Annotated in this window: 13 protein-coding genes and 1 tRNA gene; 2 read left to right on the top strand and 12 right to left on the bottom strand. The window is 64.8% G+C overall.

Translation table 11 applies throughout. The annotated features are described in order from the left end of the window. Window positions 1-205 (top strand): hypothetical protein (locus VO99_RS31615; protein ID WP_232315587.1); only part of this gene is annotated, 205 nt, incomplete at its 5' end. On the opposite strand, the gene fusA is transcribed toward VO99_RS31615, so the two are convergent. The 3 genes from fusA to rpsL form a co-directional block, all read right to left on the bottom strand. After that, a complete protein-coding gene (gene fusA / locus VO99_RS26870; protein WP_046116049.1) occupies window positions 148-2,250 on the bottom strand; it encodes an elongation factor G in 2,103 nt (700 codons plus the stop codon). The two genes, VO99_RS31615 and fusA, sit on opposite strands and share 58 nt — an antisense overlap. An 81-nt stretch (window positions 2,251-2,331) precedes the next feature. Beyond that, window positions 2,332-2,802 (bottom strand): 30S ribosomal protein S7, encoded by a 471-nt coding sequence (rpsG, locus tag VO99_RS26865; protein ID WP_046116048.1) that lies wholly within the window; start codon window positions 2,800-2,802, stop codon window positions 2,332-2,334. 163 nt (window positions 2,803-2,965) lie between these two features. Then, the gene (gene rpsL, locus VO99_RS26860) at window positions 2,966-3,343 is read right to left on the bottom strand and encodes a 30S ribosomal protein S12 (protein WP_046116047.1); all 378 of its coding nucleotides are present in this window, start codon (window positions 3,341-3,343) and stop codon (window positions 2,966-2,968) included. Window positions 3,344-3,533: 190 nt separating this feature from the next. On the opposite strand from rpsL, the gene VO99_RS29910 reads away from it, so the two are divergent. After that, window positions 3,534-3,962, top strand: coding sequence for a PIN domain-containing protein (locus VO99_RS29910; RefSeq protein WP_232315585.1), 429 nt, complete (start codon window positions 3,534-3,536; stop codon window positions 3,960-3,962). 70 nt (window positions 3,963-4,032) lie between these two features. Here VO99_RS29910 and rpoC read toward each other — a convergent pair whose 3' ends face one another. The 9 genes from rpoC to VO99_RS26810 all read right to left on the bottom strand — a co-directional run bounded on the left by rpoC (window position 4,033) and on the right by VO99_RS26810 (window position 16,401). Further along, the gene (gene rpoC, locus VO99_RS26850; protein ID WP_046116045.1) at window positions 4,033-8,259 is read right to left on the bottom strand and encodes a DNA-directed RNA polymerase subunit beta'; all 4,227 of its coding nucleotides are present in this window, start codon (window positions 8,257-8,259) and stop codon (window positions 4,033-4,035) included. 18 nt (window positions 8,260-8,277) lie between these two features. Further along, entirely contained in the window at window positions 8,278-12,402 is a 4,125-nt protein-coding gene (rpoB, locus tag VO99_RS26845; protein WP_046116044.1) for a DNA-directed RNA polymerase subunit beta, read from the bottom strand. A gap of 302 nt (window positions 12,403-12,704) precedes the next feature. Then, window positions 12,705-13,082 (bottom strand): 50S ribosomal protein L7/L12, encoded by a 378-nt coding sequence (gene rplL, locus VO99_RS26840; protein WP_046116043.1) that lies wholly within the window; start codon window positions 13,080-13,082, stop codon window positions 12,705-12,707. 42 nt (window positions 13,083-13,124) lie between these two features. Further along, window positions 13,125-13,655, bottom strand: a complete 531-nt coding sequence (gene rplJ, locus VO99_RS26835) for a 50S ribosomal protein L10 (protein ID WP_046116042.1) — start codon at window positions 13,653-13,655, stop codon at window positions 13,125-13,127. A gap of 268 nt (window positions 13,656-13,923) precedes the next feature. After that, a complete protein-coding gene (gene rplA, locus VO99_RS26830; RefSeq protein ID WP_046116041.1) occupies window positions 13,924-14,631 on the bottom strand; it encodes a 50S ribosomal protein L1 in 708 nt (235 codons plus the stop codon). A gap of 1 nt (window position 14,632) precedes the next feature. Then, complete coding sequence (rplK, locus tag VO99_RS26825; protein WP_046116040.1) at window positions 14,633-15,064, bottom strand: 50S ribosomal protein L11; 432 nt, start codon at window positions 15,062-15,064, stop codon at window positions 14,633-14,635. Window positions 15,065-15,191: 127 nt separating this feature from the next. After that, window positions 15,192-15,773: a transcription termination/antitermination protein NusG gene (nusG, locus tag VO99_RS26820; RefSeq protein ID WP_046116039.1), complete on the bottom strand. Its 582-nt coding sequence runs from the start codon at window positions 15,771-15,773 to the stop codon at window positions 15,192-15,194. Window positions 15,774-15,789: 16 nt separating this feature from the next. Further along, the gene (gene secE / locus VO99_RS26815; RefSeq protein ID WP_046116038.1) at window positions 15,790-16,176 is read right to left on the bottom strand and encodes a preprotein translocase subunit SecE; all 387 of its coding nucleotides are present in this window, start codon (window positions 16,174-16,176) and stop codon (window positions 15,790-15,792) included. Window positions 16,177-16,325: 149 nt separating this feature from the next. Next, a tRNA-Trp gene (locus VO99_RS26810) sits at window positions 16,326-16,401 on the bottom strand. Window positions 16,402-16,445 lie beyond the last annotated feature (44 nt).

Below are 16,445 nucleotides of genomic sequence, written 5' to 3'. Positions count from 1 at the left end.
GCTTGGTCCGCTCGAACTTACCTTTTGCCATTTCGATTTCTCCGTATCAAAGAGCAGTTCCAGTGCAGGGTTTAAGGTTTCCGGCCGGATGCTGGTTCGCCCGCCACTGGCAGCAGGCGGCACCCGGCCGAAGACCGGCTTGATTGCTTACTTGCCGCGCGCGGTGATGATCGCGTCGGCGACGTTCTTCGGAGCTTCGCTGTAGTGCTTGAACTCCATCGTGTACGTCGCGCGGCCCTGGGACATCGAGCGCAGCGTGGTGGAGTAGCCGAACATTTCCGACAGCGGCACCTCGGCCTTGATGGTCTTGCCACCGCCCGGGATGTCGTCCATGCCCTGGACCATGCCACGGCGGGACGACAGGTCGCCCATCACCGAGCCAGCATAGTCTTCCGGCGTTTCCACTTCCACGGCCATCATCGGCTCGAGGATGACCGGGTTGGCGCGGCGGCAGCCTTCCTTGAAGCCCATCGACGCGGCCATCTTGAACGCGTTTTCGTTCGAGTCCACTTCGTGGTACGAGCCGAACGTCAGCGTGACCTTCACGTCCACGATCGGGAAGCCGGCCAGCACGCCGTTAGGCAGCGTGTCGATCAGGCCCTTTTCCACCGCAGGGATGAACTCGCGCGGCACCACGCCGCCCTTGATGGCGTCGACGAACTCAAAGCCCTTGCCCGGCTCCTGCGGCTCGACCTTCAGCACGACGTGGCCATACTGGCCCTTGCCGCCCGACTGGCGCACGAACTTGCCTTCGACGTCCTCGACCGCCTTGCGGATGGTCTCGCGGTAAGCCACCTGCGGCTTGCCGACGTTGGCCTCGACACCGAACTCGCGCTTCATGCGGTCGACGATGATCTCGAGGTGCAGCTCGCCCATGCCCGAGATGATGGTCTGGCCCGACTCTTCGTCGGTGCGCACGCGGAACGACGGGTCTTCCTGGGCCAGGCGGCCCAGGGCGATACCCATCTTTTCCTGGTCGGCCTTGGTCTTCGGCTCGACGGCCTGCGAGATCACCGGCTCCGGGAAAACCATCTTTTCCAGCGTGATCATCGCGTCCGGATCGCACAGGGTTTCGCCCGTGGTCACGTCCTTCAGGCCCACGCAGGCGGCGATGTCGCCGGCCAGGATTTCCTTGATCTCTTCACGCTGGTTGGCGTGCATCTGCAGGATCCGGCCGATGCGCTCCTTCTTGCCGCGGATCGGGTTGTAGACCGAGTCGCCCGACTTCAGCACGCCCGAGTACACGCGCACGAAGGTCAGCTGGCCGACGTACGGGTCGGTCATCAGCTTGAACGCCAGCGCGGCGAATTTCTCGTTGTCGTCGGCCTTGCGGCTGGTTTCCTGCTCGTCGTCATCGGTGCCGGTGACCGGCGGGATGTCGATCGGCGAGGGCAGGAAGTCGATCACCGCGTCGAGCATGCGCTGCACGCCCTTGTTCTTGAAGGCGGTGCCGCACAGCATCGGCTGGATCTCGGTGGCGATCGTGCGGGTGCGCAGGCCGAGCTTGATCTCTTCCTCGGTCAGTTCGCCCGACTCGAGGTACTTGTTCATCAGCTCTTCGCTGGCTTCAGCGGCGGCTTCGATCATGCCTTCGCGCCACTTCTCGCAATCGGCCTGCAGCTCCGCGGGGATGTCCTCGTAGCTGAACTTCATGCCTTGCGAAGCCTCGTCCCAGATGATCGCCTTCATCTTGAACAGGTCCACCACGCCCTTGAAGTTTTCTTCCGAGCCGATGGGCACCACGATGGGCACCGGGTTGGCCTTCAGGCGGGTCTTCATCTGGTCATAGACCTTGAAGAAGTTGGCGCCGGTGCGGTCCATCTTGTTGACGAAGGCCAGACGCGGCACCTTGTACTTGTTGGCTTGGCGCCAGACGGTTTCCGACTGGGGCTGCACGCCGCCCACAGCGCAGTACACCATGCAGGCGCCGTCGAGCACGCGCATCGAACGCTCCACCTCGATGGTGAAGTCGACGTGCCCCGGGGTGTCGATGATGTTGAAGCGATGCTCCGGGTAGGACATGTCCATGCCCTTCCAGAAGCAGGTCGTCGCTGCCGACGTGATGGTGATGCCCCGCTCCTGCTCCTGCTCCATCCAGTCCATCGTCGCGGCGCCATCGTGCACCTCGCCGATCTTGTGGTTCACGCCGGTGTAGTACAGGATGCGTTCGGTCGTGGTGGTCTTGCCGGCATCGATGTGCGCAGAGATACCGATGTTGCGGTAGCGCTCGATGGGGGTCTTGCGGGACATGGTGTTGCTCCAAATACAGGGGCCGCTCGCGGGTTGGTGCAAACCCGAAGAGCGGCCAGGGGAACGTTGGACTGAGGTAACTTAGAAGCGGAAGTGCGAGAAGGCCTTGTTGGCCTCTGCCATGCGGTGCACTTCGTCGCGCTTCTTCATCGCGCCGCCGCGGCCTTCCGAGGCCTCCAGCAGCTCATTGGCCAGGCGCGCAGCCATGGACTTCTCGCCACGCTTGCGGGCGGAATCCTTGAGCCAGCGCATCGCGAGGGCCATGCGGCGGACGGGGCGAACTTCCACGGGAACTTGGTAGTTCGCACCGCCGACGCGGCGGCTCTTCACTTCGACCATCGGCTTCACGTTGTTCAGCGCGGTCATGAAGATCTCGAGGGGATCCTTGTTGGCCTTCTTCTCGACCTGGTCCAGGGCACCGTAGATGATGCGCTCGGCCACGGCCTTCTTGCCGGATTCCATCACGACGTTCATGAACTTCGAGAGATCGACACTGCCGAACTTCGGGTCGGGCAGGATCTCGCGCTTGGGTACTTCGCGGCGACGCGGCATGGGAGTCTTCCTTTATCAGCTTCAGTTGGCTCGGGCTTCTCGTAGCGCCCTTGCCTTGGATGGCCATAGCCTGAAACGAACCATCCACTTACTCGGCGAGCCTGGGGCCCACCGCAACGTGCAACCGGCTTGCAGCCGATCGCGCTGGTAGCGCGGTGAAGGCTTAGGCCTTCTTCGGGCGCTTCGCGCCGTACTTGGAACGCGATTGCTTGCGGTCCTTGACGCCTTGCAGGTCAAGCGAACCGCGCACGATGTGGTAGCGCACACCCGGCAGGTCCTTCACACGGCCGCCGCGCACGAGCACGACGCTGTGTTCCTGCAGGTTGTGGCCTTCACCGCCGATGTACGAGATCACCTCGAAACCGTTGGTCAGGCGCACCTTGGCCACCTTACGCAGAGCCGAGTTCGGCTTCTTCGGGGTGGTGGTGTACACGCGGGTGCAGACACCGCGGCGCTGGGGGCCGCCCTGCATGGCAGGCGACTTGGACTTCGTGGCTTCGACCTCACGGCCGTGGCGCACGAGCTGGTTGATGGTAGGCATGTGGACTTGTTCCCGTTTGAAGTCACGCAATTTTTTCTGTCGGGAGAAGCCACAGCGCTCTTGCGGGCGCCGCGCGGGGCGCAGCAGGCGACAAAGAACGCAGCAGAATCTGCCGAAGAACCCGGGAGTATATTCGGAGACGCCGCTCCCGTGCAAGCCGATGATGCCCGTTGCCCCTTTGCCTGACGCCGTGATCGTTGACACCAACGTTGCACTCGACTGGCTCGTCTTCCGCAACCCGGCTGTCGCGCCGCTGTTTGACCGCATTTCGTCGGGTGGCCTGCGCTGGCTCGCCTGTGATCGCATGCGCGAGGAGCTGGCCCATGTACTGTCACGCGGCGTCGGCGACCGGCATGCGGCGGAAGATTCCGCCGTCCTGCTTGCCGCCTGGGACAGGCTGCCCACCCTGCGGCCGGCGCCCGCTGCGGGCGCCTCGCAGCGGCTGCACTGCAGCGACGCGGACGACCAGGTGTTCATCGATGCCGCCGTGGTGTGGCAGGCGCGCTGGCTGGTGACGCGGGACCGCGCGCTGTTGAAACTGGCCCGGCGGGCACGGCGCTTTGGCGTCGAGGTGCTGCCGCCGGAGCGCTGCATCGAGGCCTTGCAGGCGCCTGCCTGACAGAAAAAAAGGGCAGCCGAAGCTGCCCTTTGCGAACCTGCGGACCGCTTGTGCGGCCCTGGCTGCTGCCTCACTCGGCCGCGTCGTCCGACGACGAATCGCTGCCGACCGCGGCCAGCTGCGCTGCAGCCAGCTCTTCGGCTTCCTGCAGTGCGATGGCGCGGCGCTCGCTCTCGTCCATGTCTTCCTTGACGCGGCGGGCCTCGTGGAAGGCCATGCCGGTGCCCGCGGGAATCAGGCGGCCAACGATGACGTTTTCCTTCAGGCCGCGCAGCTCGTCACGCTTGCCCATGATGGCCGCCTCGGTCAGCACCCGCGTGGTTTCCTGGAAGGAAGCCGCGGAGATGAACGAGTCGGTCGACAGCGAAGCCTTGGTGATGCCCAGCAGCACGTCGGCATGCGTGGCGGTGACCTTGCCTTCGCCGCGCAGGCGGTCGTTGGTGTCCAGCAGCTCCGACCGCTCGACCTGCTCGCCGGCGATGTAGCTGGACTCGCCCGGATTGACGATCTGCACGCGGCGCAGCATCTGGCGAACGATCACCTCGATGTGCTTGTCGTTGATCTTCACGCCCTGCAGCCGGTACACGTCCTGCACTTCGTCGACGATGTAGCGCGCCAGTTCCTCGATGCCCAGCAGGCGCAGGATGTCCTGCGGATCCGCCGCGCCGTCGACGATCAGCTCGCCGCGGTTCACCACCTGGCCTTCGTGCACCAGGATGTTCTTTTCCTTGGGCACCAGCTCTTCGTAGACCTTGCCGTCCGGATCGGTGATCTGCAGGCGGACCTTGCCCTTGGTCTCCTTGCCGAACGACACGGTACCCGTCTGCTCGGCCAGCGTGCCGACGTCCTTCGGCGAACGGGCTTCGAACAGCTCGGCCACCCGCGGCAGACCGCCGGTGATGTCGCGCGTCTTCTGGCCTTCGACCGGGATGCGCGCCAGCACTTCGCCGGGGGCGAGGTCCTGGCCGTCGCGGATCTGCACCAGCGAGCCCACCGGGAAGCCGATGGTCACCGAGTGGTCGGTGCCCGGGATCTTCACTTCCTGGCCGGCAGCGTCCAGCAGCTTGACCTGCGGGCGCACCACCTTCGTCGCACCGCGGCGCTTCGGGTCGATGACCACCAGCGTCGACAGGCCGGTGACCTCGTCCAGCTGCTTGGCGACCGTCACGCCCTCTTCCACGTTCTCGAACTTCGCCTTGCCGGCGAATTCCGTGATGATGGGTCGGGTCAGCGGGTCCCAGTTGGCCAGCACGGTGCCGGCCTTGATGGTCTGGTCGGCCTTGACGTTCAGCGTGGCGCCGTACGGCACCTTGTGGCGCTCGCGCTCGCGGCCGTGCGGGTCGAGGATGACGATTTCGCCCGAACGCGAGATGACGACCAGCTCGCCCTTGCCGTTGGTGACGTAGCGCATCGTGGCGTTGAAGCCGATGATGCCGTCGCTCTTGGCTTCGACGCTGTTGGCTACCGCCGCACGCGACGCCGCACCACCGATGTGGAACGTACGCATCGTCAGCTGGGTACCCGGCTCGCCGATGGATTGCGCGGCGATCACGCCCACCGCTTCGCCCACGTTCACCAGGCCGCCGCGGCCCAGGTCGCGGCCGTAGCACTTGGCGCACAGACCGAAGCGCGTGTCGCAGGTCAGCGGCGTGCGCACCTTCACCTCGTCGGCGCCGGCCGCTTCGAGCACTTCGAGCGTGTCCTCGTCCAGCATCTGGCCCGCGGGCACCAGCAGCTGCTGGTTCTCGGGGTGCAGCACCTCGACGGCAGCCACGCGGCCCAGGATGCGGTCGCGCAGCGATTCGATGACTTCACCACCTTCGACCAGCGCGCGCATGGCGATGCCGTTCTCGGTGTTGCAGTCGTTCTCGGTGACCACCAGGTCCTGCGTCACGTCCACCAGACGACGCGTCAGGTAGCCGGAGTTCGCGGTCTTCAGCGCCGTGTCCGCCAGGCCCTTACGGGCGCCGTGGGTGGAGATGAAGTACTGCAGAACGTTCAGGCCTTCGCGGAAGTTGGCCGTGATCGGCGTCTCGATGATCGAGCCGTCCGGCTTGGCCATCAGGCCCCGCATGCCCGCCAGCTGGCGGATCTGCGCGGCGGAACCGCGGGCGCCGGAGTCGGCCATCATGTAGATGGAGTTGAACGACTCCTGGTCCACCTCGTTGCCGTGGCGGTCCTGCACCTTCTGCTTGGAGAGCTGGGCCATCATGACCTTGCCCACCTCGTCACCGGTCTTGCCCCAGATGTCGACGACCTTGTTGTACCGCTCGCCGGCGGTCACCAGGCCCGAGACGTACTGCTGCTCGATCTCCTTGACTTCCTTCTCGGCGCGGTCGATCAGGCCCTGCTTCTCCTTCGGCACCAGCATGTCGTCGATCGCGATGGAGATGCCGGCGCGCGTGGCCAGGCGGAAGCCCGATTGCAGCAGCTTGTCCGCGAAGACCACCGTTTCCTTCAGGCCGCAGGTGCGGAAGGAGACGTTGATCAGCTTCGAGATCTCCTTCTTCTTCAGCGCCTTGTTGATGTTGCTGAAGGGCAGGCCCTTGGGCAGGATCTCGGACAGCAGCGCACGGCCGACCGTGGTGTCGACGAGCTTGGTCTCCGGCGTGAACTCGCCGGTTTCCTTGTTCTTCGTGTACTGGGTCAGGCGCACCGAGATCTTGGCGGTGATTTCAACGGCGCCGTTGTCCAGCGCGCGCTGCACTTCCACCACATCCGAGAAGATCAGGCCTTCGCCCTTGCCGTTCGTGCGCTCGCGGGTGGCGTAGTAAAGGCCCAGCACCACGTCCTGCGACGGCACGATCGACGGTTCGCCGTTGGCCGGGAACAGCACGTTGTTGGAGGCCAGCATCAGCGTGCGGGCTTCCATCTGCGCTTCGATCGACAGCGGCACGTGCACGGCCATCTGGTCGCCGTCGAAGTCGGCGTTGAACGCCGCGCACACCAGCGGGTGCAGCTGGATGGCCTTGCCTTCGATCAGCACCGGCTCGAACGCCTGGATGCCCAGGCGGTGGAGCGTCGGGGCGCGGTTCAGCAGGACCGGGTGTTCCTTGATGACTTCCTCAAGGATGTCCCAGACCACCGGCGTGCCGCTCTCGACTTCCTTCTTCGCGGCCTTGATGGTGGTGGCGATGCCCATCGCCTCCAGGCGCGAGAAGATGAAGGGCTTGAACAGCTCGAGCGCCATCAGCTTGGGCAGGCCGCACTGGTGCAGCTTGAGCGTCGGGCCCACCACGATGACCGAACGGCCCGAGTAGTCGACGCGCTTGCCCAGCAGGTTCTGGCGGAAGCGGCCGCTCTTGCCCTTGATCATGTCGGCCAGCGACTTCAGCGCGCGCTTGTTGGCACCGGTCATCGCCTTGCCGCGACGGCCGTTGTCCAGCAGCGAATCCACCGCTTCCTGCAGCATGCGCTTTTCGTTGCGCACGATGATCTCGGGCGCCTTCAGCTCCAGCAGCCGCGCCAGGCGGTTGTTGCGGTTGATGACGCGGCGATACAGGTCGTTCAGGTCCGACGTGGCGAAGCGGCCGCCGTCCAGCGGCACCAGCGGACGCAGGTCCGGCGGCAGCACGGGCAGCACTTCCAGCACCATCCAGCTCGGGCGGATGCCCGAGCGCTTGAAGGCTTCCATGACCTTCAGGCGCTTGCTGTTCTTCTTGATCTTGAGCTCGGAGCCGGTCATGTCGCCGCGGAGCTTCTCGATCTCGACGTCGAGATCCATCTCCTCCAGCAGCTTCTTGATGCCCTCGGCACCCATCAGCGCGACGAACTCTTCGCCGAACTCGATGCGCTTCGCGTCGTAGTCGTCCTCGCTCATGATCGAGAACTTCTTCAGCGGGGTCATGCCGGGATCGACCACGACATACGCTTCGAAATACAGCACGCGCTCGATGTCGCGCAGCGTCATGTCGAGCACCAGGCCCAGGCGCGACGGCAGCGACTTCAGGAACCAGATGTGCGCGCACGGCGCCGCCAGGTCGATGTGACCCATGCGGTCGCGGCGGACCTTGGTCTGCGTGACTTCAACGCCGCACTTCTCGCAGATGACGCCACGGTGCTTCAGGCGCTTGTACTTGCCGCACAGGCACTCGTAGTCCTTGATCGGGCCAAAGATCTTGGCGCAGAACAAGCCATCGCGCTCCGGCTTGAACGTCCGGTAGTTGATCGTCTCGGGCTTCTTCACTTCGCCGAACGACCACGAGCGGATCTTTTCGGGCGATGCCAGCCCGATCTTGATCGCGTCGAAGTGTTCGTCGGGCGTGAATTGCTTGAAAAGGTCGAGTAGTCCCTTCATGCCTTTTCTCCTGTTCCCTTAGTTGCGCTCGAGCTCGATGTCGATGCCGAGCGAACGAATTTCCTTCACCAGCACGTTGAACGATTCCGGCATGCCGGCTTCGATCGAGTGCTCGCCCTTGACGATGTTCTCGTAGACCTTGGTGCGGCCGTTCACGTCGTCGGACTTCACGGTCAGCATCTCCTGCAGGATGTACGAGGCGCCATAGGCTTCCAGCGCCCACACTTCCATTTCGCCGAAGCGCTGGCCGCCGAACTGCGCCTTGCCGCCCAGCGGCTGCTGGGTGACGAGCGAGTAAGGGCCGGTGGAGCGGGCGTGCATCTTGTCGTCGACCAGGTGGTGCAGCTTCAGCACGTGCATGTAGCCCACCGTCACGGGGCGCTCGAAGGCGTCGCCGGTACGGCCGTCGTGCAGCGTGGCCTGGGTGCGCGTCTCGGTCAGGCCCTTGGCCTTGGCGATCTCGTCCGGATAGGCCAGCTTCAGCATGCCGCGGATCTCTTCCTCGGCCGCACCGTCGAACACCGGCGTCGCGAACGGCACGCCGTTCTCGAGGTTCTTCGCCATCTCGACGATGTCGTCATCGCTGAACGAGGACAGGTCCTCGGTCTTGCCGCCCGACTGGTTGTACAGCTGGTCGAAGAACTGGCGCAGCTCGGCCGCACGCGACTCGCGCTGCAGCATGTCGCCGATGCGCTGGCCGATGCCCTTGCCCGCCCAGCCCAGGTGCACTTCCAGCACCTGGCCCACGTTCATCCGCGAAGGCACGCCCAGGGGGTTCAGCACGATGTCGCACGGGGTGCCGTCGGCCATGTAGGGCATGTCCTCGATCGGAGTGATCTTGGACACGACACCCTTGTTGCCGTGGCGGCCGGCCATCTTGTCGCCAGGCTGCAGGCGGCGCTTGACGGCCAGGTACACCTTGACCATCTTCAGCACGCCGGCCGGCAGCTCGTCGCCCTGCGTGAGCTTCTTGCGCTTCTCTTCGAACGCGAGGTCGAAGCTGTGGCGCGTCTGCTCCAGCGAGTTCTTGATGCTTTCCAGCTGGTTGGCCACGTCGTCCTCGGCCGGGCGCACGTCGAACCAGTGGTACTTCTCGACCGAGGCCAGGTAGGCCTTGTCGATGGTCGTGCCCTTGGCCAGCTTCTGCGGGCCGCCGTTGGCGACCTTGCCGTTCAGCAGCTTCTCGATCCGGTCGAAGGCGTCGGCCTCGACGATGCGCAGCTGGTCGTTCAGGTCCAGGCGGAAGCGCTTCAGCTCGTCGTCGATGATCTGCTGGGCGCGCTTGTCGCGCTGGATGCCTTCACGGGTGAACACCTGCACGTCGATCACGGTGCCGTTGGTGCCCTGGTCCACGCGCAGCGACGTGTCCTTCACGTCCGAAGCCTTCTCGCCGAAGATGGCGCGCAGCAGCTTCTCTTCCGGCGTCAGCGTGGTCTCGCCCTTCGGCGTGACCTTGCCCACCAGCACGTCGCCCGGGTTCACCTCGGCGCCCACGTACACGATGCCCGATTCGTCGAGGCGAGCCAGCTGCTGCTCAGACAGGTTCGGGATGTCGCGCGTGATTTCCTCGGAGCCCAGCTTGGTGTCGCGGGCCATGACCACCAGTTCCTCGATGTGGATCGAGGTGTAGCGGTCTTCGGCCACGACGCGTTCGCTGATCAGGATCGAGTCTTCGAAGTTGTAGCCGTTCCAGGGCATGAACGCGACCAGCATGTTCTGGCCGAGCGCGAGCTCGCCCAGGTCGGTCGAGGCACCGTCGGCGATCACGTCGCCGGCGGCGACATGGTCGCCACGGCGCACGATCGGGCGCTGGTGGATGTTCGTGTTCTGGTTCGAACGGTGGTACTTGATCAGGTTGTAGATGTCGACGCCGACCTCGCCCGCCACCGTCTCGTCGTCGTTCACGCGGATCACGATGCGGTTGGTGTCGACATAGTCGACGATGCCACCGCGGCGCGACGCCACCACCGTGCCCGAGTCCTTCGCGGCCACGCGCTCCACACCGGTGCCCACCAGCGCCTTTTCAGGGCGCAGGGTGGGCACGGCCTGGCGCTGCATGTTCGCGCCCATCAGTGCGCGGTTCGCGTCGTCGTGCTCGAGGAACGGCACCAGCGAGGCGGCCACCGACACGATCTGCGTCGGCGCCACGTCCATGTACTGGATGCGTTCCGGCGAGGTCAGCACCGATTCACCGTTTTCTCGGGCCGACACCAGCTCGTCCACCAGGCGGCCTTCGCCATCCAGCGAAGCGTTGGCCTGCGCGATGACGTACTTGCCTTCCTGGATGGCCGACAGGTAGTCGATCTGGTCGGTCACCTGGCCGTCGATCACGCGGCGGTACGGCGTCTCGAGGAAGCCGTACTCGTTGAGCTGTGCATACAGCGCCAGCGAGTTGATCAGGCCGATGTTCGGGCCTTCCGGCGTCTCGATCGGGCACACGCGGCCGTAGTGCGTCGGGTGCACGTCGCGCACCTCGAAGCCGGCGCGTTCACGCGTCAGACCACCCGGGCCCAGGGCCGAGACGCGACGCTTGTGCGTGATCTCGGACAGCGGGTTCGTCTGGTCCATGAACTGCGACAGCTGCGACGCACCGAAGAACTCCTTCAGCGCCGCGGAGATCGGCTTGGAGTTGATCAGGTCGTGCGGCATCAGGGCCTCGGTCTCGGCCTGGCCCAGACGCTCCTTCACGGCCTTCTCGATGCGTGCCAGGCCCGAGCGGTACTGGTTCTCGGCCAACTCGCCGACGCAACGCACACGCCGGTTGCCCAGGTGGTCGATGTCGTCCACTTCGCCGCGGCCATTGCGCAGCTCGACGAGGATCTTCACCACGTCGAGGATGTCCTCGTTGGACAGCGTCATCGCGCCTTCGGCCGAGTCGCGGCCCACGCGGGCGTTGAACTTCATGCGGCCCACGCGCGACAGGTCGTACGTGTCAGCGCTGTAGAACAGGCGGTTGAACAGCGCTTCCACCGCGTCTTCGGTCGGCGGCTCGCCGGGGCGCATCATGCGGTAGATGGCCACGCGCGCGGCCAGCTGGTCGGCGGTCTCGTCGCTGGTCAGCGTCTGGCTGATGTAGGCGCCTTCGTCCAGCTCGTTCGTGTAGAGCGCCTGGATGTCCTTCACGCCCGACTGGCGCAGCTTCTTCAGCAGCGTGTCGGTCAGCTCCTCGTTGGCCTTGGCCACGATCTCGCCCGTGTCGGGGTCGACGATGTTGCGGGCCACGACGCGGCCGATCAGGAAGTCTTCCGGCACCGTGATGTGGTTGGTGCCCGACTGCTCCAGCGCGCGCACGTGGCGCGCGGTGATGCGCTTGTCCTTCTCGACGACCACTTCACCGTTCTTGTTGGTGATGTCGAAACGCGCGACCTCGCCACGCAGGCGGTCGGCCACGAACTCCATCTGCGCGCCCGATTCCATCAGGCGGAAGTTGTCGAAGACGAAGAAGTGCGCCAGGATCTGCTCGGGGTTCAGGCCGATGGCCTTGAGCAGGATCGTCACCGGCATCTTGCGGCGGCGGTCGACGCGGAAGTACAGGATGTCCTTCGGGTCGAACTCGAAGTCGAGCCACGAGCCGCGGTACGGGATGATCCGCGCGCTGAACAGCAGCTTGCCCGAGCTGTGGGTCTTGCCCTTGTCGTGCTCGAAGAACACGCCCGGCGAGCGGTGCAGCTGCGAGACGATGACACGCTCGGTGCCGTTGACGATGAAGGAGCCGTAGTCGGTCATCAGGGGCACTTCGCCCATGTAGACCTCCTGCTCCTTGATCTCCTTGACCGTCTTGGCCTGCGCGGCTTCACGGTCGTAGATGATCATCTGCAGCTTCGCCCGCACCGCAGCGGCGTACGTCAGACCGCGCTGCTGGCATTCGCGCGTGTCGAACGGCGGCTTCGCGATGTTGTACTCGATGAACTTCATCTCCACGTAACCGTTGTGCGAAACGATCGGGAACGCGGACAGGAAGGCGGCTTGCAGCCCCTCGGGCTTGCGCTTGGCGGGCGGCACGTCCTTCTGGAGGAACGCGACGTAGGATTCCCGCTGCATGGTCAGCAGATACGGGACGTTGAGAACGCTCTCGCGCTTACCGAAGCTCTTGCGGATCCGCTTGCGCTCGGTATAGCTGTAATTGGGGGATGCTTGCGCCATTGAACACTCCGTGTCGAAAACCCCCGCCTGGCCGTGGCAGGAGTTTCGTCGGCGACTGGCAACTCGGGTCTTGCACCCGAGGCTTGGTGGTTGGCCACTACCAACCGCTGGCGGACAACCCCGGCGTTGCACCGGAGTCCGACCAAACCCGTTCTCTGCAGTCGGATCAGAGAACACTTGGAAAAGGAAGGGCGCGTATTGTGTCGCGCTTTCGCTTTCCGAGTGACCTCAAGCCGTGTAAACCCTGAAGCACGAAAGGCTGGGTGCCTGTAGAGCACCCAGCCTCGCTTCGGACAGGCCGATTACTTGATCTCGGCCTTGGCGCCGGCTTCCACCAGCTTCTTGACGGCGGCTTCCGCGTCGGCCTTGGGGATGGCTTCCTTGACGGGCTTCGGAGCGCCGTCCACCAGGTCCTTGGCTTCCTTCAGGCCCAGGCCCGTCAGTTCGCGCACGGCCTTGATGACGGAGACCTTCTGGGCGCCGGCTTCGAGCAGCACGACGTTGAATTCGGTCTTCTCTTCCACCGCAGCAGCGGCGGCGCCACCGCCACCGGCGGCCGGGGCGGCCACGGCAGCAGCCGAAACGCCAAACTTCTCTTCAATGGCCTTTACCAGGTCATTGAGTTCCATCACGGTCATGGTGTCCAGGCTGGACAGGAAAGCGTCTTTGTCGAATGCCATTTTGGATTCCTAGAAACAGTTGATTTGCTTGAATGCTGTGCGTCAGGCCGCGGCGGGTTCCGCTTCGGCAGGCGCGGCTTCGGCGCCGCCGCCCTTCTGTTCCGACACGGCAGCCACCGCACGCGCGAAGCGGGCGATCGGCGACTGCAGCAGGCCGGCCAGTTGGGTCAGCAGGACTTCGCGGCTGGGGATCGAGGCCAGGGCCTTGATGCCTTCGGCGTCGAGCGCCTTGCCACCAAATGCACCGCCCTTGACGACCAGCTTGTCGTTGGTCTTGGCAAAGTCCGACAGGACCTTGGCCGAGGCGACAGCGTCTTCCGAAAAACCGTAAATCAGCGGACCGGACATGGCTTCCGCAGCCACCTCGAACGGCGTACCGGCCACAGCGCGGCGGGCGAGCGTGTTCTTCAAAACATGAAGGTACACGCCCTTTTCCCGCGCGTCGCGGCGCAGCTTGTCGAGATGGGCAACGGTGAGGCCACGGTACTCGGCCAGCGTGAGGGTCTGCGAACGGGCTGCCTGGGCGGCCACGTCCGAGATCACGGTAGCTTTCTCGTTGCGATTGAGACTCAAGGTCTGCTCCTCACATCACGTGCCTTGGCGCCCTCGCGGGCACTTCCGGCACACCGGATTGCAGCGACCATCTGTTTCCAGGGAAAACAGCGGGACGCCATCTGCGCTGGCTTCCGGTCGGGCGCGAGCCCTTCCTTCGATTACGGCGCGCCGTGCAGGCACGGCACACCACCAGCGGTCTTGGATGACCCGCAGCAACCCGCGAAGGCTGCGGCGGCCCACCAATGCTCAAGCAGCGCGCCAGACTCGCGCGCCGCCTTCATTCAGTTCAGGACTGGGCGGCCAGCGTGATCGACGAAGCGTCGACCCGCACACCAACGCCCATCGTCGAGCTGACGGCCACCTTGCGCAGGTAGACGCCCTTGCTCGACGCCGGCTTCGCCTTGTTCAGGGCCTCCAGCAGCGCAGCCAGGTTGCCCACCAGCTTGTCGGACTCGAACGAGCGACGGCCGATGGTCGTGTGGATGATGCCGGCCTTGTCGACACGGAACTGCACTTGGCCCGCCTTGGCGTTCTTCACGGCGGTGGCGACGTCCGGCGTCACGGTGCCGACCTTCGGGTTCGGCATCAGGCCGCGGGGACCCAGCACCTGACCCAGCGTACCGACGATGCGCATGGTGTCCGGCGAAGCGATCACCACGTCGAAGTTCAGGTTGCCGCCCTTGATCTGCTCGGCCAGGTCTTCCATGCCGACGATGTCGGCGCCGGCGGCGCGGGCCTCGTCAGCCTTGGCACCTTGGGCAAACACGGCCACGCGCTTGGTCTTGCCGGTGCCGTTGGGCAGGACAACGGCGCCACGCACCACCTGGTCCGACTTCTTGGCGTCGATGCCGAGCTGCACCGAGACGTCGATCGATTCGTCGAACTTGGCGGTCGCGCATTCCTTGACCAGCACCAGCGCGTCATCGATCGGGTACAGCTTCAGGCTGTCGACCTTGCCCTGCAGGGCCTTGGCTTTCTTCGTGAGCTTGGCCATGTCAGGCTCCTTCCACGGTCACGCCCATCGAGCGGGCGGAACCGGCAATCGTTTTCACCGCGGCTTCCAGGTCGGCAGCCGTCAGGTCCTTCTGCTTGGTCTTGGCGATCTCTTCGATCTGCGCACGGGTCAGCTTGCCAACCTTCTCGATGTGCGGACGGCCAGAACCCTTGTCGAGCTTCAGCGCCTTCTTGATCAGCACCGTGGCCGGCGGCGTCTTCAGGATGAAGGTGAACGACTTGTCGGCGAACGCGGTGATGACCACCGGCAGCATCAGGCCGGGTTCCATGCCCTGGGTCTGCGCGTTGAACGCCTTGCAGAACTCCATGATGTTCAGGCCGCGCTGGCCCAGTGCCGGACCGACCGGCGGCGACGGGTTGGCCTTGCCGGCCGGGATCTGCAGCTTGATGAAGCCGACGATTTTCTTTGCCATGAATGGCTCCTATCGAGTTCAAGCGCCCGCTCCGCTTTTCACGGCAGGACGGGCTCCTCGTCCAGTGCGACCCTGTTGCGAAGTCGGCAGGGGGCGCCGGGTCGCGCCACAGCCCCTGCCCGAAATGTCAGACCTTCTCGACCTGCGAGAAATCGAGCTCGACCGGCGTGGCGCGGCCGAAGATGGTGACGGACACGCGCACCTTCGACTTTTCGTAGTTCACGTCTTCCACGGCGCCGTTGAAGTCGGTGAACGGGCCTTCCTTGACCCGCACCGTCTCGCCCACCGTCCACTCGACCTTGGGCTTCGGCTTCTCGACGCCCTCTTGCATCTGGTTGACGATCTTCATCACCTCGGCTTCCGAGATGGGTACCGGGCGGTTCTTGGCGCCGCCGACGAAGCCGGTGACCTTGCTGGTGTGCTTCACCAGGTGCCAGCTCTCGTCGTCCATCAGCATCTCGACCAGCACGTAGCCGGGGAAGAAGCGGCGCTCGGTCACGGCCTTCTTGCCGTTCTTCAGCTCGACGACTTCTTCGGTTGGCACCAGGATGCGGCCGAACTTGCTGTTCATGCCGGCGCGCTCGATGCGCTCACGCAGATTGCGCTCAACGGCCTTTTCCATGCCCGAGTAGGCATGGACGACGTACCAGCGCAGCGGCGACGGCGCCGGGGCCGCCGTGTCGGTGGGGGTCAGATCGGATTCGCTCATGCTTTCTCGCTTGTCGTCAACGCCAGCCCAGGATCAGGTCGTACAAGGCCCACTCGAGTGTCTTGTCGGTCAGCCAGAGGAACAGGGCCATCACCAGCACGAAGGCGAACACGTAGGCAGTCATCTGCATGGCCTCCTTGCGGGCGGGCCAGACGACCTTCTTCGTCTCGTTGACCGAATCCTGGCCGAAGGCGATGAGCTGCTTGCCCATCTCGGAGACGAAGAACACGCCTACCGCGGCTGCCAGCAGCACGAGCAGCACTGCCACGCGCATCCACAGCGGCTGGGCCGCAAGCAGGTAGAAAGCCGCCACCGCGCCAACCACCAGCACGCCGGCAGAGGCCAGCTTGGCCTTGTCCGCGCCACTGGAGACGGTTTCGACTTGAGGATTGGTGGTGGCCATCGCTTTCAATTCACATTCGGATCGTGGGCCGCACGCGCCAGCAAAGGTCAGGCGCACTAGCAGCAAAGCCCGCCGGGCCGGCGCAGAGATTGCGCACCACCCGCGGGCTGATTCGGCTTCACCGAACGGGACGCCTCAGCGTCTGTCGGTGGCAGGGGCAGAGGGTCTCGAACCCCCAACCTTCGGTTTTGGAGACCGACGCTCTGCCAATTGAGCTATGCCCCTGCAGCCTTACTTCTTACTCGATGATCTTGGCAACGACGCCGGCG

The organism is Aquincola tertiaricarbonis (genome assembly GCF_000969605.1).
In the GTDB taxonomy this organism is placed as follows: Bacteria; Pseudomonadota; Gammaproteobacteria; order Burkholderiales; family Burkholderiaceae_C; genus Aquincola; species Aquincola tertiaricarbonis.
Note: the sequence above shows the minus strand (reverse complement) of the source record. Positions and strands in the feature narration are given on the sequence as shown.